General features: G+C 63.4%; 23 protein-coding genes and 3 pseudogenes. 12 read left to right on the top strand and 14 right to left on the bottom strand.

The window, feature by feature from the left end:
- Positions 1-243: 243 nt before the first annotated feature.
- The 8 genes and pseudogenes from ACFQDL_RS28150 to ACFQDL_RS28185 all read right to left on the bottom strand — a co-directional run bounded on the left by ACFQDL_RS28150 (position 244) and on the right by ACFQDL_RS28185 (position 5,376).
- Positions 244-660 carry a c-type cytochrome gene (locus tag ACFQDL_RS28150; RefSeq protein WP_379911977.1) on the bottom strand — a complete coding sequence of 139 codons (417 nt, stop codon included), beginning with the start codon at positions 658-660 and terminating at the stop codon, positions 244-246.
- A 129-nt stretch (positions 661-789) separates the two neighbouring features.
- Entirely contained in the window at positions 790-1,248 is a 459-nt protein-coding gene (locus tag ACFQDL_RS28155; RefSeq protein WP_379911979.1) for an ATPase, read from the bottom strand.
- Between the two features lie 10 nt (positions 1,249-1,258).
- Entirely contained in the window at positions 1,259-1,414 is a 156-nt protein-coding gene (locus ACFQDL_RS28160; protein WP_379911981.1) for a hypothetical protein, read from the bottom strand.
- Entirely contained in the window at positions 1,414-1,710 is a 297-nt protein-coding gene (locus ACFQDL_RS28165) for a hypothetical protein (protein WP_379911983.1), read from the bottom strand. Before ACFQDL_RS28165 ends, ACFQDL_RS28160 begins: the two co-directional genes overlap by 1 nt.
- A 58-nt stretch (positions 1,711-1,768) precedes the next feature.
- Positions 1,769-1,864, bottom strand: a complete 96-nt coding sequence (locus ACFQDL_RS28170) for a DUF2933 domain-containing protein (RefSeq protein ID WP_379913409.1) — start codon at positions 1,862-1,864, stop codon at positions 1,769-1,771.
- A pseudogene (locus ACFQDL_RS28175) lies at positions 1,857-2,221 on the bottom strand (cupredoxin domain-containing protein). Before ACFQDL_RS28175 ends, ACFQDL_RS28170 begins: the two are co-directional and overlap by 8 nt.
- A gap of 88 nt (positions 2,222-2,309) precedes the next feature.
- Positions 2,310-4,826 (bottom strand): heavy metal translocating P-type ATPase, encoded by a 2,517-nt coding sequence (locus ACFQDL_RS28180; protein ID WP_379913411.1) that lies wholly within the window; start codon positions 4,824-4,826, stop codon positions 2,310-2,312.
- A 67-nt stretch (positions 4,827-4,893) separates the two neighbouring features.
- Positions 4,894-5,376, bottom strand: coding sequence for a MerR family transcriptional regulator (locus ACFQDL_RS28185; protein WP_379911985.1), 483 nt, complete (start codon positions 5,374-5,376; stop codon positions 4,894-4,896).
- A gap of 276 nt (positions 5,377-5,652) precedes the next feature.
- Between ACFQDL_RS28185 and ACFQDL_RS28190 the strand changes: the two are divergent.
- From ACFQDL_RS28190 to phaC, 11 genes and pseudogenes are all read left to right on the top strand, one after another.
- Positions 5,653-7,208, top strand: a pseudogene (locus ACFQDL_RS28190) (ABC transporter substrate-binding protein).
- A 30-nt stretch (positions 7,209-7,238) separates the two neighbouring features.
- On the top strand, positions 7,239-7,940 hold the full coding sequence (locus ACFQDL_RS28195; protein ID WP_379911987.1) for an ABC transporter permease: 702 nt from the start codon (positions 7,239-7,241) through the stop codon (positions 7,938-7,940).
- Positions 7,862-8,185, top strand: coding sequence for an ABC transporter permease (locus ACFQDL_RS28200; RefSeq protein WP_379911989.1), 324 nt, complete (start codon positions 7,862-7,864; stop codon positions 8,183-8,185). The genes ACFQDL_RS28195 and ACFQDL_RS28200 overlap by 79 nt, the downstream gene beginning before the upstream one ends.
- Complete coding sequence (locus ACFQDL_RS28205; protein ID WP_379911991.1) at positions 8,182-9,240, top strand: ABC transporter permease; 1,059 nt, start codon at positions 8,182-8,184, stop codon at positions 9,238-9,240. The genes ACFQDL_RS28200 and ACFQDL_RS28205 overlap by 4 nt, the downstream gene beginning before the upstream one ends.
- Positions 9,241-9,328: 88 nt before the next feature.
- Positions 9,329-10,111 carry an ABC transporter ATP-binding protein gene (locus tag ACFQDL_RS28210; protein WP_379911993.1) on the top strand — a complete coding sequence of 261 codons (783 nt, stop codon included), beginning with the start codon at positions 9,329-9,331 and terminating at the stop codon, positions 10,109-10,111.
- Entirely contained in the window at positions 10,108-10,695 is a 588-nt protein-coding gene (locus ACFQDL_RS28215; protein ID WP_379911995.1) for an ATP-binding cassette domain-containing protein, read from the top strand. The genes ACFQDL_RS28210 and ACFQDL_RS28215 overlap by 4 nt, the downstream gene beginning before the upstream one ends.
- Positions 10,689-11,078, top strand: a complete 390-nt coding sequence (locus ACFQDL_RS28220) for an oligopeptide/dipeptide ABC transporter ATP-binding protein (protein ID WP_379911997.1) — start codon at positions 10,689-10,691, stop codon at positions 11,076-11,078. The genes ACFQDL_RS28215 and ACFQDL_RS28220 overlap by 7 nt, the downstream gene beginning before the upstream one ends.
- Positions 11,079-11,310: 232 nt before the next feature.
- Positions 11,311-11,553: a LysR family transcriptional regulator gene (locus ACFQDL_RS28225; RefSeq protein ID WP_379911999.1), complete on the top strand. Its 243-nt coding sequence runs from the start codon at positions 11,311-11,313 to the stop codon at positions 11,551-11,553.
- A gap of 71 nt (positions 11,554-11,624) precedes the next feature.
- The gene (locus ACFQDL_RS28230) at positions 11,625-12,185 is read left to right on the top strand and encodes a LysR family transcriptional regulator substrate-binding protein (protein WP_379913413.1); all 561 of its coding nucleotides are present in this window, start codon (positions 11,625-11,627) and stop codon (positions 12,183-12,185) included.
- An 84-nt stretch (positions 12,186-12,269) separates the two neighbouring features.
- Complete coding sequence (locus ACFQDL_RS28235) at positions 12,270-13,280, top strand: poly(R)-hydroxyalkanoic acid synthase subunit PhaE (protein ID WP_379912001.1); 1,011 nt, start codon at positions 12,270-12,272, stop codon at positions 13,278-13,280.
- Complete coding sequence (gene phaC, locus ACFQDL_RS28240; RefSeq protein ID WP_379912003.1) at positions 13,277-14,341, top strand: class III poly(R)-hydroxyalkanoic acid synthase subunit PhaC; 1,065 nt, start codon at positions 13,277-13,279, stop codon at positions 14,339-14,341. Before ACFQDL_RS28235 ends, phaC begins: the two co-directional genes overlap by 4 nt.
- Before the next feature lie 40 nt (positions 14,342-14,381).
- Here phaC and phaR read toward each other — a convergent pair whose 3' ends face one another.
- The 6 genes and pseudogenes from phaR to prmB all read right to left on the bottom strand — a co-directional run bounded on the left by phaR (position 14,382) and on the right by prmB (position 19,679).
- Positions 14,382-14,891 carry a polyhydroxyalkanoate synthesis repressor PhaR gene (phaR, locus tag ACFQDL_RS28245; protein WP_379912005.1) on the bottom strand — a complete coding sequence of 170 codons (510 nt, stop codon included), beginning with the start codon at positions 14,889-14,891 and terminating at the stop codon, positions 14,382-14,384.
- Between the two features lie 57 nt (positions 14,892-14,948).
- Positions 14,949-15,215, bottom strand: coding sequence for a DUF6489 family protein (locus ACFQDL_RS28250; protein WP_379912007.1), 267 nt, complete (start codon positions 15,213-15,215; stop codon positions 14,949-14,951).
- Between the two features lie 169 nt (positions 15,216-15,384).
- On the bottom strand, positions 15,385-16,551 hold the full coding sequence (locus ACFQDL_RS28255) for an MFS transporter (RefSeq protein ID WP_379912009.1): 1,167 nt from the start codon (positions 16,549-16,551) through the stop codon (positions 15,385-15,387).
- An 89-nt stretch (positions 16,552-16,640) separates the two neighbouring features.
- Positions 16,641-17,495, bottom strand: coding sequence for a polyamine aminopropyltransferase (speE, locus tag ACFQDL_RS28260; RefSeq protein WP_379912011.1), 855 nt, complete (start codon positions 17,493-17,495; stop codon positions 16,641-16,643).
- A gap of 101 nt (positions 17,496-17,596) precedes the next feature.
- Positions 17,597-18,684 (bottom strand): annotated as a pseudogene (aroC, locus tag ACFQDL_RS28265) (chorismate synthase).
- A gap of 80 nt (positions 18,685-18,764) precedes the next feature.
- Positions 18,765-19,679, bottom strand: coding sequence for a 50S ribosomal protein L3 N(5)-glutamine methyltransferase (prmB, locus tag ACFQDL_RS28270; RefSeq protein WP_379912013.1), 915 nt, complete (start codon positions 19,677-19,679; stop codon positions 18,765-18,767).
- Positions 19,680-19,777: 98 nt separating this feature from the next.
- On the opposite strand from prmB, the gene ACFQDL_RS28275 reads away from it, so the two are divergent.
- On the top strand, positions 19,778-20,332 hold the full coding sequence (locus ACFQDL_RS28275) for a Smr/MutS family protein (protein WP_379912015.1): 555 nt from the start codon (positions 19,778-19,780) through the stop codon (positions 20,330-20,332).
- Positions 20,333-20,400: the final 68 nt, after the last annotated feature.

The raw sequence follows: 20,400 nt of genomic DNA on the forward strand, positions 1-20,400 counted from the left end.
GCTGGCGGTTCCGACCAGCGCCCTGCTGCGATCGCATCTGGTGGCTTTCGAACCGGTCGCCAGAAGCCCGGGCTTTTGGATATGGCTATTGAATCGGATGGTTGTTCCCTCTGCCAGGGCCTGTCACAACAGGGCACTGTCGAGGGAGACGGAGCCGGGACCTAATAAATATAGGCAGGAATGCCTATTTGATTGCCGGGTTGATACCTTCATGGCGGGCCGATACGCCTGATGGGAAAAGCCTCAATGCTGCTGGTACTGAATGTCGTTGGCATGCTGCATTTCGCGGATGAATTTCACGATGGCCGAGGACGCGTAGAAGCCGACCGCCTGTTTCGGCATGTCGCCGTAGGGCCAGTGATGTTGGCGCACGCCGTTGCGCATCGCGTTATAGATCGACTGATCGCTGTGGTGGCCGGGATTATAGATCTGATGAATCAACGGCGGCCCCTTCTCGGTACCGGCGCCGTTCTCGCCGTGACATTTTGCACAGGTCTCGTTGAACGCCGTCTGACCAAATGCCGCCATCTCGCTGAGTGCCGGTACCCTGACATCGACATGTCCCTTGCGATGGTCCGCCAGGGCGCCATCTGCCCATGCAATTGCGAGCGCCAGCCCCATCAGGCCGGACAAAAGTTTGCGTGCTGTCCCCTTTGACATCAATCCACCTCGTTAAACCGGTAAGGAAAGCTCCTGGCCTTGCATGCAACCAGGTCCGCCCTGCCTATTTGCAGGTCACGCCACAGAAACGGGCGCAGGTGCCGCAGCCCACCCGCCTGAAAGTCGGGGTCAAATATCCTCCAGCCGATTGCTGCCCTGCGCCATCTGCATCGCCTCGTGCTCTTCCAGCGCGATAAGGTTTTGCAGCAGATCCCTCGCCGAAGCCGCGCCGGACTGGGCCCGGAGATAACGGTACAGCTCGATCACCTGGTTGTGCTGTTCAAGAATCCGCGCCATGACACCTTCGGGTTCGAGCCTGTTGTAGTCCGTGTCGCAGATCTGCGCCATCGATTCGGGATTCTTGTCAAAGTATTCGTAACACCAGGTATTGAGCGCATTGCTGCTGGCCATTTCCTCGAAGCGGCTGACCACCCGGGCGAGTTTCTCTTCGTGCTGTTCCAGAAAGTCGAGCAACAGCCGGGCACGTTCATTGACCGCCCTGTTCTCGCAATCGGCCAGACAGCGGGACAGTTGACGGTGCAAATCGGCGGTCCAGTGGAGTACATCCTTCAGGGTTTCGATTTTCATGAGCCTCTCCTTAGAAAGTCAGGGTTGTTCCGTGCTCGGCCACCTCGACGCTGAAGCCCGTGCCGCGGCGCAGATAATCGCGCATGTATTCCAGAGCTGCGGGCTCGCCATGCACCAGCCGGATCGAGGTACCTGAATAGCCCACCGTATCTCTTGAGTCCTGCATCAGTGCCTGGACGCCATCGAACTTCGGCCCCTCAATCTCGGGAAGAACGCCGGCGCCTCTTCACGCCTGGCCAATCGAATGTAGACCACCACCAGAGCCGGAAACATGATCAGGATCAGGATTGTCGGCCATTGCAGCAAAAGCCCGAGCATGATCAGGATATAGGCCGAAAAACCGCCGAGGCTGCGCCAGTCGAGCCGCGTACGCGGTTTGGTGAAACTGAACGCGAAAAAGATAGAGATGGCCGAGTTGAACAGCCCCAGCATCCATAACCCATAGGCATCGTGATCCGACATCGTTTCGCTCCCGATTTCAGCTTAGCGCCTCCGCGGGGCGGGGCCCGAGTCTGGAGGCCTAGCGGCCATCGTCGTCGTGACGATGGGACCCGTGATCATGGCCGTGATGCATGAGCAGGTGCATCAGCACACAGGCCTTCCCTAGCCTAGTTATCGTCGACGACCAGCTCGCCGCGGTACATTTTCATCTGGCAGGTAAAGGCGTAGGTGCCCGCCTTCGCGACCTTCAGACGAATCTCCCGGGCTTGTCCACCGGCAACTCCTCGCTGATATCGAGGTCGTCGAAGATCACCATGGCGGCGCAGGGACTCGGGTCCTTGCGCAAAAAGCGCAGCATCAACGGCTCGTTCGGTCTGACGCGTACCCGGCTGGGGCTGTAGACACCGTCATCGACGGTGATGGTCACCACGCCGCTATCCGCCTTCTCGGCCGCCTTGGGCTGGTAGAGCCAGAACCACCAGATGATTAACGCGATCAGTGCCAGTCCGACCAGATTTACAAGAATACTCATGCTGTTGCCTCCTGGCTGCCGATCCAGAATCGCTCACACAGGGCAATTAACGTGATAAGCGTCAGTCCAACCAGATTGACGATAATGCTCATGCGGATTCCTCCCGGGACTTGAACAGGCGCAGACGGTTGGCATTGGTCACAACGGTCACCGACGAGAACGCCATCGCGGCGCCGGCGATCACGGGATTGAGCAGGATGCCGACGAAAGGATAGAGCACACCGGCGGCAAAGGGGATGCCCAGCACGTTGTAGACGAAGGCGCCGAACAGGTTCTGCTTGATATTGCGCAGCGTCGCCTTCGAGATCGCGATCGCATCGGCGATGCCGTGCAAAGACCCCCGCATCAGGGTGACATCGGCACTCTCGATCGCCACATCGGTACCGGTACCGATGGCGAACCCAACATCGGCCTGGGCCAGGGCCGGCGCATCGTTGATGCCATCCCCGACCATGCCGACGAGCTTGCCCTGCTGCTGCAACTGCGCGACCTTGTTCTGCTTGTCGTCCGGCAGCACTTCGGCGAAATAGTGCTGGATGCCAACCTTCCCGGCCACCGCCTTCGCCGTGGCCTCGTTGTCACCGGTGATCATCACCACCTCGAGCCCGAGCTTCTGCAAACGGCGAATGGCTGCGACCGAATCCTCCTTGACCGGATCCGCCACCGCGATGATGCCGGCCGCCTTGCCGTCCACGGCGAGATACATTGGCGTCCGAGCCTGGGCGGCCAGCTCCTGGGCCCTGGTACGCAGATCGCCGAGGTCGACCTCGCGGTCCTTCATCAGCTTGTAGTTGCCGAACAGCAGCATGCGCCCCGTTACCGAACCTTCTACACCGTGGCCGGCGATCGCATTGAAGCCCTCGAGGGAATCCAGCGTCAGTTCGCGGGCCTGGGCAGATTCGACGATGGCCTGGGCCAGTGGGTGTTCGGAACCCGCCTCGAGGCTCGCGGCCAGCTGCAGCAGTTCGCTTTCATCGAAGCCGTTGCGGGTGATCACCTCGGTCACTTCCGGGTGCCCGGCCGTGATGGTGCCGGTCTTGTCGAGCACCATGGTATCGAGCTTGCTGGCCTGCTGCAGCGCCTGACCGTTGCGGATCAGCACGCCCGCTTCGGCCGCCTTGCCGACACCGACCATCACCGACATCGGCGTCGCAAGACCCAGCGCGCAGGGGCAGGCGATGATCAGCACCGTGGTCGCTGTGACCAGCATGTAGGCGACCTGTGGCACCGGGCCGAAGTTGTACCAGGCAAGGGCCGCGAGCACCGAGATGATCATTACCGTCGGCACGAAGACCGACGCGATGGTATCGGCGAGCCGGCCGATCGGCGGTCGGGAGTTCTGCGCCTGCTTGACCATCGCGATAATCTGCGCCAGCGCCGTCTCCTTGCCGACCCGGGTGGCCCGGTAGAGGATGGAGCCGGACTTGTTGAGGGTACCGCCGACCACGTCGTCGCCGGCACCTTTCTCGACCGGCATTGGCTCACCGGTCAGCATCGACTCGTCGATGCTGGTGTGACCTTCGGTCACGACGCCGTCGACCGGTACCTTCTCACCGGGCCGGACGCGGACGATATCGTCGAGCTGCACCGAGTCGATCGGAATATCCTGCTCGCGGCCGTCCCGGACGACGCGCGCGGTCTTGGCCCGCAGGCCCAGCAGCCGCTTGATCGCCTGGGAGGTACGACCACGGGCCCGGATTTCCAGCGCAAGACCAAGGTCTATAAGGCCGATGATCATCGCCGTGGCCTCGAAATAGACGTGGCGCGCCAGTTCCGGCACGATGCCGGGCGCGATCACCACCACCATCGAATACAGCCAGGCGGTCCCGGTACCCAGCGCGATCAGCGTATCCATATTGGCGCTGTGCGCCTTGAACGACTTCCAGGCGCCGAGGTAGAAGTGGCTGCCGGCGAAGACCATCACGCCCAGCGTGACCAGACCGACCAGCAGCCAGACCAGCCGCTCACCGGTGGTCACGACGCTCATCTCGCCGCCAAGCAGGCCATAGGCCATCAGCGGCACGCCCAGCGCCAGGGCGATGGTCATCTCCCGCAGCAGTTTGCGGTAGTACGCTTCCTCGGCCTTCTCCTTTTCGTCGCTGGCCTGCTCTTCGTCGGTAATCTCCGAGGCGCCGTAGCCGGCAGCTTCAACCGACTTGATCAGCGCGGCGGCATCGACCTGGCCGTGTACCACCGCTTCCCGGTCGGCCAGGTTGAAGGCTGCGGCTTCGACGCCTTCCACCGCCTGCAATGCCTTCTCGATCTTGCTGACGCAACTGGCACAGGAGGCGCCGGTCACGGCCAGGTGCACCGAGTTTTCAGTGACCGCCTGAGGCGCTCTTTTCTCGGATGCCTGAGCACCATGGCAGGATGCGGCCGGTTTCTCGTTCGCGTCTGCCTGCGCGTCATCAGTGATTTCGGAGGCTTCGAAGCCGGCGGTCTCGATCGCCGCGATCAGTGCCGTGACGTCGACCTCGCCGCTGACTACCGCTTCCCGGTCAGCCAGGTTGAAGCTCGCGTTCTCGACGCCTTCCACCCCCTGCAACGCCTTCTCTATCTTGCCGACGCAACCGCCGCAGGACGCGCCGGTTATGGTCAGACGAATGCTCTGGCCACTTCCCTTTGCTCGACATCGGCCCGGTGGCCGGGCTCATGACAATGGGATGGATGGTTCATGATTGGGGCTCCGTGTTATGACTTTCGAATCCTTTCCCGTGCATCGGTCGGAATACCTCGGCCGCTTTTTCGTCGGCCGGACTCCAGGATTCAACCAGGTGGCAGATCATGTCGCCGCACGGCATCTGGTCGGGCATCTGGTCCCACTGCTCCAGCGCGCTTTCCATACGTTCGAACAGCGCCAGGGCTTCGCGCAGCTGCTCGCGCATGTCGTCGACACGCTGCACGATCAGACTGCGCACCAGCGGACAGGGCGAAGCGCCGCTGTCGGCATGGTCGAGAATCTGCTGGATATCCCGCAGCGTGAATCCCAGGAGTCTCGCCCGCAAGGCGAAGCGCAGGCGCTCTTCGTCCCGCGCACTGTACTGGCGATAGCCGTTTTCGGCTGATTTGCGGGGCTCCAGAAGCCCGATCCGGGTGTAATAGCGCACCGTATCCGGCGCGACTTTAAGCTTTTTGGCAAGCTCGTTAACGGTCATGACAACCACCTCTGTGCTGACTTACCCATAGCTTAGAACCTATGAGTCGCTCACAGGTCAAGCTCCGACGCGATTAATTTTTCGCAGCCGCAAGCAGATAACGAAGCGGGTACAGTGAGAATCGGACTCACACACCAGGATAACTCCATGCACGACGACGATGGCACGGCTGATTGCCAGCCCCTGAAGCTCCAGATAGGTAATCTCAGGGGGGATTGCTACGATAAATCTCAAACCAACCAACAAGGGGCCTCTGACATGACATTCATCCCGCTGATGCGCCGGGTGGTCGGCGTCCTTGCCTTTGCCGCCCTGTCGGTCTCGCTCGCGCTTCCCGCTATCGCCCAGACCCCGCCGGGCGTACTGGTCGTCGGTCAGATCGCCGAACCGAAGTCGCTCGACCCGGCAGCCGTCACCGCCGCCAACGACTTCCGAATTCTGTTGAACATCTACGACGGGCTGGCGCGCCACAAGCCGGGCACGCTGGAGCCCGAGCCGGCGCTCGCCGAAAGCTGGGACATTTCCGGGGACGGCACCGTCTACCGTTTCCACCTGCGTCCCGGCGTCAAGTTCCACGATGGCAGCGATTTCAACGCCGAGGCGGTGAAGTTCAACTTCGACCGGATGCTCGACGAGACTCACCCCTACCACGACACCGGCCCGTTCCCGCTGGCGTTCTTCTTCTCCTCGGTCGAGCAGGTAAACGTGATCGACGACCTGACCGTGGAATTCAAGCTCAAGGAGCCCTACGCGCCCTTTATGGCCAACATTACCTATGCCACCGGGCTGATCGTCTCGCCCGCGGCGGTGGAGAAGCACGGCAAGGCGTTCGGCCGCCATCCCGCGGGGACGGGGCCGTTCAAGTTCGTCGAGTGGCGCTCCAACGAGGCGGTGGTGGTCGAGAAGAACCCCGACTACTGGGACGGCGCGCCGCCGCTCGATGCAGTGGTGTTCCGCCCGATCACCGATGCCAACACCCGCACCGCCGAGATGCTCGCCGGCGGCATTGACGTGATGGTCGAGGTGCCACCCGATGCGCTGTCGGCGTTCGAAAACGACCGCTACAAGATCCTGGAAGCGGCCGGCCCGCACCTCTGGTTCCTGATCCTGAATCACAAGGAAGGCCCGTTTTCCGACGTGCGGGTACGCCGGCAGCCAACTACGCAATCAACAAGCAGGCGATCGTCGACAACGTGCTCGAAGGTACCGCGGACGTAGCCGCCGGCCCAACCCCGCCGGCCTTCGGCTGGGCCTACAACAGGGATCTGAAACCCTATCCCTACGACCCAGGGAAGGCGAAGGCGCTGATCGCCGAGGCCGACGCCGAAGGGGCGGAGCTTACCTTCTATGTCACCGAAGGTGGCTCGGGCATGCTCGACCCGATTCCGATGGGCACCGCAATCCAGGCCGATCTCGAGGCCGTGGGCTTCAAGGTCAAGATCGAGACCTACGAGTGGAACTCCTTCCTCGGCGAAGTGAACCCAGGGTTGGACAGCAAGGCCGACATGGCCGAGATGGCCTGGATGACGCAGGATCCCGACACGCTGCCGTTCCTCGCACTCAGGACCGATGCCTGGCCCGACAAGGGCGGGTTCAACTCCGGCTACTATTCCAACCCCAGGGTCGATGAGTTGCTGGAGAAGGCCCGCGTAACTACCAGCCGGGAAGAGCGCGCAAAGCTCTACAAGGAGATGCAGCAGATCGTGCATGACGAGGCGCCCTGGGTTTTCGTGGCCAACTGGAAGCAGAACGCGGTGACCGCCGCCACGGTCAAAAAACTGCAACTCGAGCCGTCCTTCTTCCTCATCCTCAGGGACGTCGAGAAGAACTGAATCCTCCAGCCAGCCGTCGGGAGCCAGCCATTGGGCAGCTACATCCTCAAGCGCCTCCTCGCCGCGATTCCCGTGATCCTCGGGATCACGGTCATCGTCTTTCTCATCATGTCGCTGATCCCCGGCGACCCGGCGACCGCCATCCTCGGCCCCTACGCGACACCGGATAACGTCGAGAAGCTGAACCGCGACCTGGGCCTCGACAAGCCGCTGCTCCAGCAGTACTTCATCTGGCTCGGCAACATTCTGCAGGGCGATTTCGGCCGCTCCTTCTCGCTCAACCGCCCGGTCCTCGACGAGGTGCTGGAGCGCTTCGGCGCGACGCTGATTCTCGCCGGCAGCTCGCTGGTGCTCTGCTCCATTCTCGGCGTCATCGCCGGCGTCGTCTCGGCGGCGCGGCAGTACGGGCTGGCCGACAAGGCGATCACCTTCGTCGTGCTGATCGGTATCTCCATCCCCTCCTTCTTCCTCGGCATGATGATGATCCTCGTTTTCGCCGTGGACCTGCGCTGGCTACCGGTCTCCGGCATGTACGCGATCTACGGCGGCGGCGATCTCCCCGACCTGCTCCACCACCTCATCATGCCCGCCGCCGCGCTCGCCGTCGTCGCCACCGGCGTCATCGCCAGCTCTCCCGCTCGGCCATGCTGGAGGTGCTGCGGCAGGACTTCATCCGCACCGCCCGCGCCAAGGGCCTGCGCGAGAGCCGCGTCATCTGGCGCCACGCGCTGAAGGCCGCGATGGTCTCGATCATCCCGGTGATCGGCGTGCAGGCAGGTTTCGTGCTCTCGGGCGCGGTCTATATCGAGACGGTGTTCCAGTGGCCCGGGGTCGGGAGGATGCTGGTGACCGCCATCCTCACCCGCGACATCCTGCTGGTGCAGGGCGGCGTGGTGATCGTCGCCACCTGCTACGTGCTCTTCAATCTGGCCGTCGACGTGACGCAGAGCCTTCTCGACCCGCGGGTGAAAACATGAGCGCGGGCGGGACCGCCGTCGCCCCGGCCCGCAGGGCGCCGCGCGCAGCGTTCCTGAAGCTCTTCGCCCGCAACCGGCTGGCCGCCGCAGGCGGGGTGATCCTGATCGCCGTGGTGCTGGTCGCGGCCCTCGCGCCGCTGCTGCCGCTTCAGGATCCCTACGCCCAGGACACCGCGCAGAAGTTCCTGCGGCCATTCTCCGCCGGCCACTTGCTCGGCACCGATCACCTCGGCCGGGACATCCTCTCGCGGCTGATCTGGGGCTCCGTGCTCAGCCTGATCGTCGGCGTCGTCGCGTCCGTGGGGGCGGCCTTCTTCGGATCCGTGATCGGCATCACCGCCGGTTACTTCGGCGGGCGCATCGACAACTGGCTGATGCGCGCGATCGACATGCTGATGGCCTTCCCCTACATCCTGCTCGCGCTCGCCATCGTCGCCGCTCTCGGCCCCGGGCTGACAAACGCGTTGCTCGCGGTTGCCGTCGTCAACATCCCGTTCTTCGCCCGCAATATCCGTGGCGTGACGGTCAGCCTCGCCCACAAGGAATTCGTCGACGCCGCGCGCCTCGCCGGTATGACCGACCTGCGCATCATGACCTCCGAGATCCTGCCCAACGTGCTGCCGCTGATCGTGATCGCCATGTCCACCACCGTCGGCTGGATGATCCTGGAAACCGCGGGCCTCTCCTTCCTCGGCCTCGGCTCTCAGCCGCCCGTGGCCGACCTGGGCTCGATGCTCGGCGAGGGGCGCAACGCGCTCATCACCGACCCGCACGCCTCGATCGTGCCCGGCCTGATGATCTTCATCATCGTCATCAGCGTGAACCTGCTGGGCGACGGGATCCGTGACGCCCTCGACCCGCGCCTGCGCTCCGGCGCGCTGACCCGGCCGATGGCCCGTACCCTCGTGGATCGCGAGGCGGCGCCCGAGCCGCCCGCCGATCCGGCGCTGCTCGACGTGCAGGACCTGCGTACCGAGTTCCGCGTCGGCTCCCGCACGTTGCAGGCACTCTCCGGCGTCACGTTCCGGTGCACAAGGGCGAATGTCTCGGACTGATCGGGGAATCCGGCTCCGGCAAGTCGGTCACCGCGCTCTCCGTCATGGGCCTCGTCGCCTCGCCCCCGGTGTCATCGCCGGCGGCGCGGTGCGCTACGACGGCCGCGAGGTGCTCGGCGGGCCGTTCTCCGAACTGCGCAAGCTCCGCGGCGACCGGATCTCCTACATCTTCCAGGACCCGCTGGCGACGGTCCATCCGCTCTACCGCGTCGGCGAGCAGATCGTGGAGGCGATCCAGTCCCACCACGCCATCCCGCACGCCGAGGCGCGCAAACGGGCGCTGGAGCTGCTGGAGGCGGTGCGCATCCCGAACGCCGCCAGCCGGATCGACGACTACCCCCACGCGCTTTCGGGCGGCATGCGCCAGCGGGTCGGCATCGCCATGGCGCTGGTCAACGAGCCCGACCTGATCATCGCCGACGAACCCACCACCGCGCTCGATGTCACCGTGCAGGCACAGATCCTCGCGCTGCTCGACGACCTTCGGCGTGAGCGCGGCGTGGCGATCCTCTTCATCACCCATGACTTCGGCGTGGTGGCGCAGCTCTGCGACCGGATCGCGGTGATGTATGCGGGCCGGATCGTGGAGACCGGGCCGACCGACGCGATCCTCTCCGACCCCGCTCATCCCTACACCCGCCGCCTGATCGCCTGCGTGCCAGAGCTCGGTGGCGGCCAACGGGCGCTGCATGCCATCCCCGGCCTGCCGCCGGCGGCGGACAACCTGCCCGCCGGATGCGCCTTCGCTCCACGTTGCGACAAGGCACAGGCGGTCTGCCGCAACGGCGAGATCGCGCTCGACCCCTTCGGCGACGACCGCGCCGTGCGGTGTCTGTTCCCCGAAAACGACGCGGCGGGAAATACGGCATGACCCCGACCTTGCGCATCCGGGACCTCGACAAGCGCTTCGGCGGTGGCCGGACGCTCTTCGGCTTCGGCAAGAAAAAGCCCTCGGTTCACGCCGTGCAATCCGTGAGCCTTGACGTCGACAGGGGCGAGACGCTGGGAATCGTCGGCGAATCCGGCTGCGGCAAGTCCACGCTGGCGCGGATGCTGGTGGGACTGCTGCCGCCGACCGACGGCAGCATCGAGATCGAGGGCACCGACTACGCCGACCAGGCGGGCAAGGATCCGGCCGCGTTCGGCAAGCTGATCCAGTACGTCTTCCAGGACCCGGCCTCCTCGCTCAACCCGCGCAAGACGATCCGCCAGATCCTCGAGGCGCCGCTGAAGCTGCTCCACGCCATGCCGGCAGACAAGTGCGCTGCCCGGATCGACGAGATCCTCGACGCGGTGAACCTGCACGCCGAATTCCTAGACCGCTATCCGCACGAATTCTCCGGTGGCCAGGCGCAGCGCATCGCCATCGCCCGCGCACTGGCCGCCGCCCCCGCATCCTGGTGCTCGACGAGCCGGTCTCGGCACTCGACGTATCGATGCAGGCGCAGGTGCTGAACCTGCTGGCACGGCTGAAGGACGCGTTCGATCTCACCTACGTCTTCATCAGCCACGACCTCGCCGTGGTCGAGGCAGTGGCCGACCGCGTCGCGGTGATGTACTTCGGCCGCATCGTGGAGCTCGCCCCGGCGCGTCAGGTCTTCGCCCACCCGCGCCACCACTACACCGCGCTGCTCGCCCGCAGCGCTCCCGCGGTCGGTCGGCCGCTCGCGGCCCCGGAGGGTGCCGATGCCGAACTGCCCGACCCGCTGAGCCCGCCGCGCGGCTGCGCCTTCGCCAAACGCTGCCCGGCCGCCACCGACGTCTGCCGCCGGGTCGACCCGCCCCTGGAGGATCATGGATCGGGACACTACGCCGCCTGCCATCACCCTGCCGGTTGAAACCCCTCGCATGAGCCGGCCGCAACGCGCGGCGGCCGCGATAACGGCTGGATGGCCTTAGGTGAACGTCCTCTTGACGCTGACTGTGGTACCATCGGAGCCGCAACTCCGTTCCTTTTTGGATGCGGTCGGCTCCCAGTTGCCGGATCCCAAGAGCGACTGAAAGGTGCCGCCCGGGTTGGACCGGAAAACGCACCGGTATCTGGCAACTTTCACCTGTTAACTGGCATTCATGGACACCCATACCCTTCAGGCCTTCGTCACCGTGGCGGAAACCGGCTCCTTCTCCCAGGCCGCCGGCCGGCTGTTCCTGACCCAGTCCGCCGTCAGCAAGCGGATTTCTCAGCTCGAGGAGCAGCTCGATACGCGCCTTTTCGACCGCATCGGCCGCCATATCGGCCTCACCGAGGCGGGTCAGGCGCTGCTGCCGCGGGCCCGCAAGGTGCTGCTGGAACTCGAGGATGCCAGCGCCTGATCGGCAATCTGTCCGGTGAGGTTCAGGGGCCGCTAAGCCTGGCTGCCAGCCACCACATCAGCCTTCACCGCCTGCCGCCTGTGCTGAAGGCCTATCACCGGCGCTATCCCGGCGTGACACTGGAGCTGAAGTTCGACGAGTCCGAACGGGCCTACGAGGGTATTCTCAAGGGTGAGCTGGAGCTTGCACTGATCACCCTCTCGCCCCACCCCCACACCTCGATCCGCTCTGAAACCGTCTGGCAGGACCCGCTGCGCTATGTCGTTTCGCGCGACCACCCCCTCGCGTCCCGCGACCAACTCTCGCTGCAGGAACTGACGCATTTCAATGCCATACTGCCCGGCAGCAATACCTTCACCCGTCAGCTCGCGGTCAGACAGTTCGAACGGCTGGGGCTGCCGCTTCATGTCGGCATGACCACCAATTACATGGACACCATCCGCATGATGGTCAGCATCGGCCTTGGCTGGAGCCTGCTGCCGCAAACCCTGATCGACGACAGCCTGAAAGTACTGGAGATCGGCTCGGCACCGATTGTGCGCCAGCTCGGATACATCTACCATCGCGACCGCACCCTGTCCAATGCCGCCCGACAGCTCGTCGAAATGCTGCAAGAGGTCGCCGACGGCTGAACCTGAAGCACTGCGGGACAAGCCGCTTCATACGCCTCGCCCCGCTGTATTATGATGGACGAACACGAACACGGAGAGCGCCCTTTGAGCGACGATATTCACAAACAGATGCAGGCCTGGCTCGAGCAGCAAAAGGCCTACTGGGCCAGGCTGGCCGAAGGCGGTACCGCCGCCGAAGCGCCGCAATCCTGGCAGCGTCTGTTCCGGGAGTATCAACAGTCGATGCTGAAGGAGCTGCCGGAACAGCAGGCACGCCTGACCTCCCTGCTGACCGCCAACGCCGGCCTGTTCAACCGCTTCGGCGAACAGGTTCTGCAGGCCCTGCAGGAACCCGGCGACGATTCGGGGCTCAAGCGGGCCATTGAGCAACTGACCACCGGCATGCAGCAACATGCCGGCGCCGCACTGCTGCAGCAGTGGCAACTGCCGGCGCAGCTTGCCGCCCTGGCCGGGACCTGGGGCTGCGGCGCAGACACGCCGTTCGAGAACCCCTTCGCCGGCGGCTTCGGCAACCTGTCGGGCGGTGCGCTCTTCGGCGGCGACCCACATTGGCAGCGCGAGGCCCGCAAGGGCTTTCGCCTGCTGCTCGACTATCAGGAGGCGCTGCAGCATTTCATCGAACTTCACGATGCCATCAATCGACAGGCGGGTGAACAGATGCTGGCGCGCCTCGCCGAGGACGACGCCGACGTCGAGTCCCTGGGCGAACTCCATCGCCTGTGGGTGAACTGCTACGAAAAGATCCACGCCGATACCAGTCTCAGTACCGACTTCCAGAGCGCTTATGGCCGAACCTCCAACGCCCTGATGCACCTGCAGAAGTTCTGCCAGGACTGGCGAGACAGCTATTATGAAGCGCTTGGGCTCGCCAGCCGGCAGGGGCTGGACAGTCTGGGCGAACGCCAGCACCGTCTGCGCAAGCAGGTGCGTGCAATGAGCCTGGAACTGGAGGCACTGAAAGCGCAGCTCAAGGACTCGGTTCCGGCGGGCGAGGTACAGGCCCTGCGTGCGGAATTCGAGCAATTCAGACTCGAGGTCAAGGATCGCAAGCCCGCTCCCGGGCGCCGGAGCACGACAGGGAAGCGACCGCGATGAAGGGATTCAATCTCGACCCGGCGCGGATTCTGGACGAACTTGGCGAGTTCAACCGCAAGCTGATCGACAGCTGCGACACCCTGGCCGATATCGACGAGATCGATGTCGGCCAGACACCCGCCGACCTGGTCTACCGCGAAGACAAGGTGCAACTGCTGCGCTACCGGTCACAGACGGCCACCGCCTGCCACACCCCGGTGCTCATCTGTTACGCCCTGGTCAACCGCCCCTACGTGATCGATCTCGAACCCGAGCGTTCACTGGTACGGGAACTGCTCTCGCTGGGTCTCGATCTTTACCTTATCGACTGGGGCTATCCGGATGCCGCGGATCGCTTTCTCGACCTCGACGACTACATCAACGGCTATCTCGACAACTGCGTCGACCAGGTACGCCGTCATAGCGGCAGGGACCGCATCAATCTGCTCGGCATCTGCCAGGGCGGCACCTTCAGTCTCTGTTATACCGCATTGAATCCGCAGAAGATCCGCAGCCTGATCACCCTGGTCACGCCGGTCGATTTCAAGACCGCGGACAACCGCCTCAGTCATCTGGCGCAACAGGTCGACACGGACCTCGCGGTCGATACCTACGGCAATATTCCGGGACAGGTACTCAACGAATGCTACCGCTCGCTGATGCCGATGCGCCTTGGCATCCAGAAACACCTGGCAATGTCGGAGCAGCTTGGAAGCCGGGAACAGGCGCTGAGCTTTCTGCGCATGGAGAAATGGATACATGACAGCCCCGACCAGGCCGGCGAAGCCTTCCGCCAGTTCATTCGGGACTGTTTTCAGCAGAACCGGCTGCTGCACAACGAAATGATCATCGGCGAGCGGCCGGTCGACCTCAGGGCGATCGACCAGCCACTGCTGAATATCTACGGCCGGTACGATCATCTGGTGCCGCCGTCGGCGTCGATCCCCCTCGAGGCGCTGACCTCGAGCCGGGATTACGAGGCGCTTTGCGTTCCGGCAGGCCATATCGGCGTCTTCGTCTCTCGCCGTGCCCGAACACTGGTAGCTCCGCGCATTGCCAGCTGGCTGATCGAACACGATTGAGGGCGCCGAATCCACGCAGGTCGCGGTCAACGACCGCTCATCAGCCCTTCTTCTTGTCCTTGTTGCCGGCCCCCGAACCGCTCGCTTCCTCCTCGGGTTCGGGCTTGGGCTCGTCCTGCTCCTTGCGCCCGGCCGGGTTGAACATGTTCCACATCGCCATGTTCTGATCGGCCAGCCGGTTCATCATGGTCAGCGGATTGGTCGCGCCGATCACATTCTGCATCTGTTCGCGAATCCGCTCCTGATGCTCGAGGAAGGCCCCCACACTCTGTTCGATGTACTGGCTCATCATGCCCTGCATGCTGTCGCCGTAGAAGCGGATCAGTTGCTGCAGCACCTGATTGGTCAGCAGGGTGCCATGCCCTTCGGCCTCCTGCTCGGCGATGATCTGCAGCAGAATGTTGCGCGTCAGGTCATTCCCGGTCTTGGAGTCCTGAACCTGGAACGGCTCGCCGCTTAGCACCAGCTGCTTGACGTCCTCCAGGGTGACATAACAACTCCTGGACGTATCGTACAGGCGGCGATTGGTATATTTTCTTAAGATTCGCAAGGCGCTCACTCTCTGGTTGCTTCCACTTGTATTGGTTCGGGGGTCTCTTGGGCAGGGTCAGTCCGATTTCTTGTCCGGGCCCTTTGCCGCCCCCTTGTACTGGCTCATCATGTTCATCATCAGTTGCTGCAGGCTGTCCATCGAGCCAAAACCGCCGGTCAACTGCTGCTTGAACAGCGCCATCGGATCATAACCCTCGGCGCCGGCCATCATCCGCTGTCTGATTTCGTCCAGCATCTCCTGCTGCAGCCCGGCCACATCGGGCAACCCCAGCAGCTGCCTGAACTCCTCGGGCGTCATTTCGACATCGATCTTGAACTTCATCCGGCTCTCCTGCTTTCATCCGGCCAGGTCCTGTCCGGGAACCACGGCCGCGCCGCCTGCGGTGACCGCCCATGGCGTCCGAAGTGCACAAAACGGGCAGCACGCCCGCCTGTCCGTACGCCTGTCGGGACGTCGATTCAATATAGTATAACGGCACTGCAATATAAATCTAACGCTCATTTTGCTGCAGTTTTTCCGGATGAATCCATAGCGTTGCCAGCACGATCGCGACAGCGCTTGCTGCGGCCGCGGCCATGAAGGTAACCGTCGCACCCTGTGTTTCCCAGAGCACCCCGGCCGCCAGGGCACCACAGGCTCCGCCCGCACCAAAGCCCAGACTGGAAAACAGCGCCTGCCCCCGCCCATGGCTGTGATCGAAGAAATACCGTTGCACCAGTGCGATGCCGGTGGCATGCAGTACGCCGAAAGTCGCCGCGTGCAGGCACTGCGCCAGCAACATCAGCGGCAAGACCTCCGGCACCCAGGCGGTCAGCAGCCAGCGCAGCACACAGAGCCAGAGACTGACCAGCATCAGCCGCCGCAGACCGAAGCGCAACACCAGCCGGTGCATGATGACGAAGACCAACACCTCGGCCACGACACCCAGCGCCCAGAGCAGTCCTATCTGACCACGGCTGTAACCGAGGGACTCCATCAGCAGGCTGAAAAAGGTGTAATAGGGCCCGTGGCCAAACTGCACCAGGAAGCAGATGGCGTAAAATGCCAGCACCTGGGGACGCAGCAGGCTTTTAACGAAACCATCGCCCGCCGCTTCGGTGTCCGGCCGTGCCTGGGGAGCGCCGATCAGCCAGCTGTTCATCCAGATCAGCAGCATCAGTCCGAGCATGACCACCGGCAGCGCCTCGACGCCGGTCAGGTCCAGCAGCCAGCCCAGCGCGAGCACCGCGACGATAAAGCCAATCGAGCCCCAGAGCCGGACCTGACTGTAACGCGCCGCCTCGTCGCCAAGATGGCGCAACGTGATCACCTCGAACTGGGGCAGTACCGCATTCCAGAAGAAGGAAAACCCGAGCATGACCCAGCCGATGCCGGGGGCGCTGTCGACCCAGAAGATCGCCAGAAACAGCAGCGCCGTCATGCCACTGCCAAAGCGCACAATTTCGATCCGCCGGCCGCTGCGATCGGCCACCCAACCCCAGATATTCGGCGCGACGATGCGGGACGCCTGGACGATCGCCATCAGCGCGCCGATCGTCCAGGCATCGAAACCGTGGCTTTTCAGATACAGCGGCCAGTACGGCACGATGGCACCGAGCAGTGCGAAATAGAACAGGTAGAAGCCGGACAGGCGAAGATAGGGGATCGGTTCAGACATCCGCGATCCAGAGCGACATCCCGGGGCAGATCTGCCGTAGCGGCAGGGAATCCCGGGCCGCTATCGCGGCCCGGGCAGACAGACGAACGTCAGGCCGTTTCCAGCGCATCGACCACAAACTGCGGCAGCGCGAAGCTGCCGCAGTGGACAGCCGGATTGTAGTAGCGGGTCTTGAAGCCGGCCCTGGCGAAGCGCTGTTCGATCAGGTCGACGGGAAGACGTCGCAGCGAGTCGTTGTCCGAGCCCCAGGCCAGGGTCATGACCCCACCGACATAGGTCGGCACGGCCGCACAGTAGAAGCTCTGGTCCGCAAAATAGGGGCCAAGACGCCGGCGGGTGGTCACCACCTCTTCGACCTGCATGTAGGCGACACCGTTCTGCGCCACGAACACGCCGCCATCGTTCAGGCAACGCTTGCAACCCTCGTAGAACGCACTGGAAAACAGCACTTCGCCCGGGCCGACCGGGTCGGTGCAGTCGGAGATGATAACGTCGAATTTATCCTGGCACTGCTGCACGTATTCGATGCCGTCGGCAATGACGATATTCGCCCTCGGGTCGTCGAACGCGCCCCGGGAGTGATTGGGCAGATAGGTCTTGCACATCTCGATCACCGACTGGTCGATCTCGACCTGGGTGACATGCTCCACTTCCGGATGGCGCAGCACTTCGCGCAGGATGCCGCCGTCGCCGCCGCCGATGATCAGCACACGCTTTGCATCGCCATGGGCGAACAGCGGTACGTGAGTGAGCATCTCGTGATAGACGAACTCGTCCTTCTCGGTCGTCTGAATGATGCCGTCGAGCGCCATCACGGTACCGAACTGGCGATTGCGGAAGATGATCAGATGCCAGGAATCGGTCTGCTGCTCGAACAGCACCTCGTCGATCTCGAAGCTCTGGCCATAGCCGTCATAAAGTTTTTCGGTGTAGGTCTTGGTCATCTCGTCGTAAAGCCCTTTGCACTGGTACGGCCGCCCCGCACTTGGGAAGCGGCCATTGACGCTTTGAATCGATTGCGTTCGTTCAAGAACATGGACCGGTATCACAATACCGGCAGATCCGTTTTCACATCGGCATTCTGGCCGCGATGGCGCAGATAGTGATCCATCAGCACGATTGCCATCATGGCTTCAGCGATCGGCGTGGCACGAATACCGACACAGGGGTCGTGACGTCCCTTGGTCACCACTTCGATCGGCTCGCCCCGGCTGTTGATGCTGCGTCCGGGCAGGCGCAGACTCGAGGTCGGTTTCAGCGCGATATGGGCGCTGATGTCCTGGCCGGTCGATATGCCGCCCAACACGCCGCCGGCGTGGTTGGAAACAAAGCCCCCGGGGTCATTTCGTCCCGGTGCTCGGTGCCTTTTTGCTCGACCACCGCGAAACCGTCCCCGATCTCGACGCCCTTGACCGCGTTGATGCTCATCAGCGCATGGGCCAGCTCGGCATCGAGACGGTCGAAGATCGGCTCGCCCAGCCCCACCGGCACGCCGCTGGCCACCACGGAGATCCGCGCGCCAATCGAGTTGCCCTCCTTGCGCAACTCGTCCATGTAGCTTTCCATCCGTTGCGCAGCATCCGCATCCGGCGAGAAAAACGGGTTGCGGGCCACCTCGTCCCAGCTGAACCGGGATTCGTCGATGCGGATCGGTCCGAGCTGGCTCAGATAACCGCGTACCGCTATCCCCTTGGCCGCCAGGAACTTCTTCGCAATGGCACCGGCCGCGACACGCATGGCGGTCTCGCGCGCAGACGAGCGGCCGCCACCCCGGTAATCCCGAAAACCGTATTTGTGGCTGTAGACGTAGTCGGCATGGGCCGGGCGAAAGGTATCCTGAATATTGGAGTAATCCTTGGAACGCTGATCGGTGTTCTCGATCAGCAGCCCGATCGGGGTACCGGTGGTACGCCCTTCGAACACGCCCGAGAGTATGCGCACCTGATCGGGTTCGCGACGCTGGGTGGTGTGGCGCGAGGTACCGGGTTTGCGACGGTCGAGGTCGGCCTGAAGATCCGCCTCGGACAACGGGATCCCCGGCGGGCAGCCATCGACAACACAGCCCAGCGCCGGCCCATGGCTTTCGCCGAAGGTCGAAACCGTAAAGAGTTTACCGAAACTATTTCCTGACATCTTTCGTTCCTGTCACAGCAAAAACATCCAAGGCCCGGCCGCCCGGCGGAGTCGAGCCCCGCCAGGCGGCGCATGGCCGGTCAAATCTCGTCCCGGTGCCGACGCAGTTCCTCGGCCGTGAGGGTGAAGACACCGTTACCGTGCTCGAGCTCGACCCAGATAAAGGGTATCTGCGGATACAGGTTCATCAGGTGAACCTCGCTGTTGCCCACTTCGACCACCAGCAGGCCATCGTCCGCAAGATAGTCACAGGCCTGGCGCAGAATGTTGCGGGTGACATCGAGGCCGTCCTCGCCGGACGCAAGCGCCAGCTCCGGCTCGTGCCGGTACTCGGCCGGCATGGCGGCGTAGTCGGCCTGATCCACATAGGGCGGATTGCTGACGATGAGGTCGTATTTACGGCCCTGCAGCGCACTGAAAAGGTCGCTCTGGATCAGGTGTACCCGATCCTCCAGTTCGTGACGACTGACGTTGCGGGCCGCCACCTCGAGCGCTTCGACGGAGATGTCGACCAGGTCGACCTCGGCCTCCTCGAAGGCATGGGCGCAGACGATACCGATGCAGCCGCTGCCCGTACAGAGGTCGAGAATGCGCTCGACCGGGCCCGGCCGCAACCAGGGCTCGAAGCGGTTTCGCACCAGCTCCGCGATCGGCGAGCGCGGGATCAGCACCTGTTCGCTGACGTAGAACGGCATGTCCAGGTACCAGGCTTCGCCGATAATGTAGGGCAGCGGCTTGCGCTCTTCCACCCGCTGGCGCAGAAAGTCAACCACGCGCTTGCGCTCGCCGTAGGTCAGACGGGCGTCGAGCACCGTCGGATCCGTGTCCCAGGGCAGGTCGACCGCCCCCAGCACGAGCTGCACCGCCTCATCCCAGGCATTGTCGGTCCCATGACCGTAAAATACCTGATGACGATGGAATTGACTCAGGCTCCAGCGCACGAAGTCGCGGATCGTAAAGAGCTCATTGACAACCTGTTCTTGATCGATGCTCATTCCAAAACCGATAATGTGGGGGACTCGATACCCGTGCACGCCCCTCGGACGTGCTGCGTAAAGGTCGCCTATGTTAATGAAAATATTGAAGTGACGCCATGTCGGACCAGCCAAGCCGCGTCGATGAAGACGCGAAATCCTTTGAAACGCTCATGCAGGGTGTCGAGCGCCACCGCCACGACCGTGCCGATATCGCCCGCCCGGCCGCAGATCCGGACGTTCTGGCCTATAAGCGAGCCGCCGCCACGCGCGAGCCGGAGCGCGTGATCGACGGACTGTCCAGCGAAGCCGTCGAGATCGTCGAGTCCGGCGAGGAGCTGCTGTTCGCCGCGCCGGGCATCCAGCTGCGCGTGATGAAGCGGCTGCGCCAGGGCCATATCCCCTGGGAACAGGGGCTTGATCTGCACGGCATGACCGTCGACGAGGCCCGGGACGAACTCAGCCGTTTTATCCGGGATGCCCAGCGCAGCGGTGCCCGCGCGGTTCTGCTGGTGCACGGCAAGGCCTTCTCCCAGGCCGGGCGCCAGCCGCGGCTGAAATCCCATGTCAATGACTGGCTGCGCCAGCTGCATGGCGTCCTCGCCTTCTGTTCAGCCCAGCCACGGGACGGCGGTACCGGGGCCCTCTATGTTCTGCTGAGACAGAAGAAATAGATTGAGCCATACTCTGACTGGCGCAACACAACCGGCTGCCCCGGCAGCCTTGACGGACAAACCAGAGA

This window comes from Marinobacterium aestuariivivens (assembly GCF_042661465.1).
In the GTDB taxonomy this organism is placed as follows: domain Bacteria; phylum Pseudomonadota; class Gammaproteobacteria; order Pseudomonadales; family Balneatricaceae; genus Marinobacterium_A; species Marinobacterium_A aestuariivivens.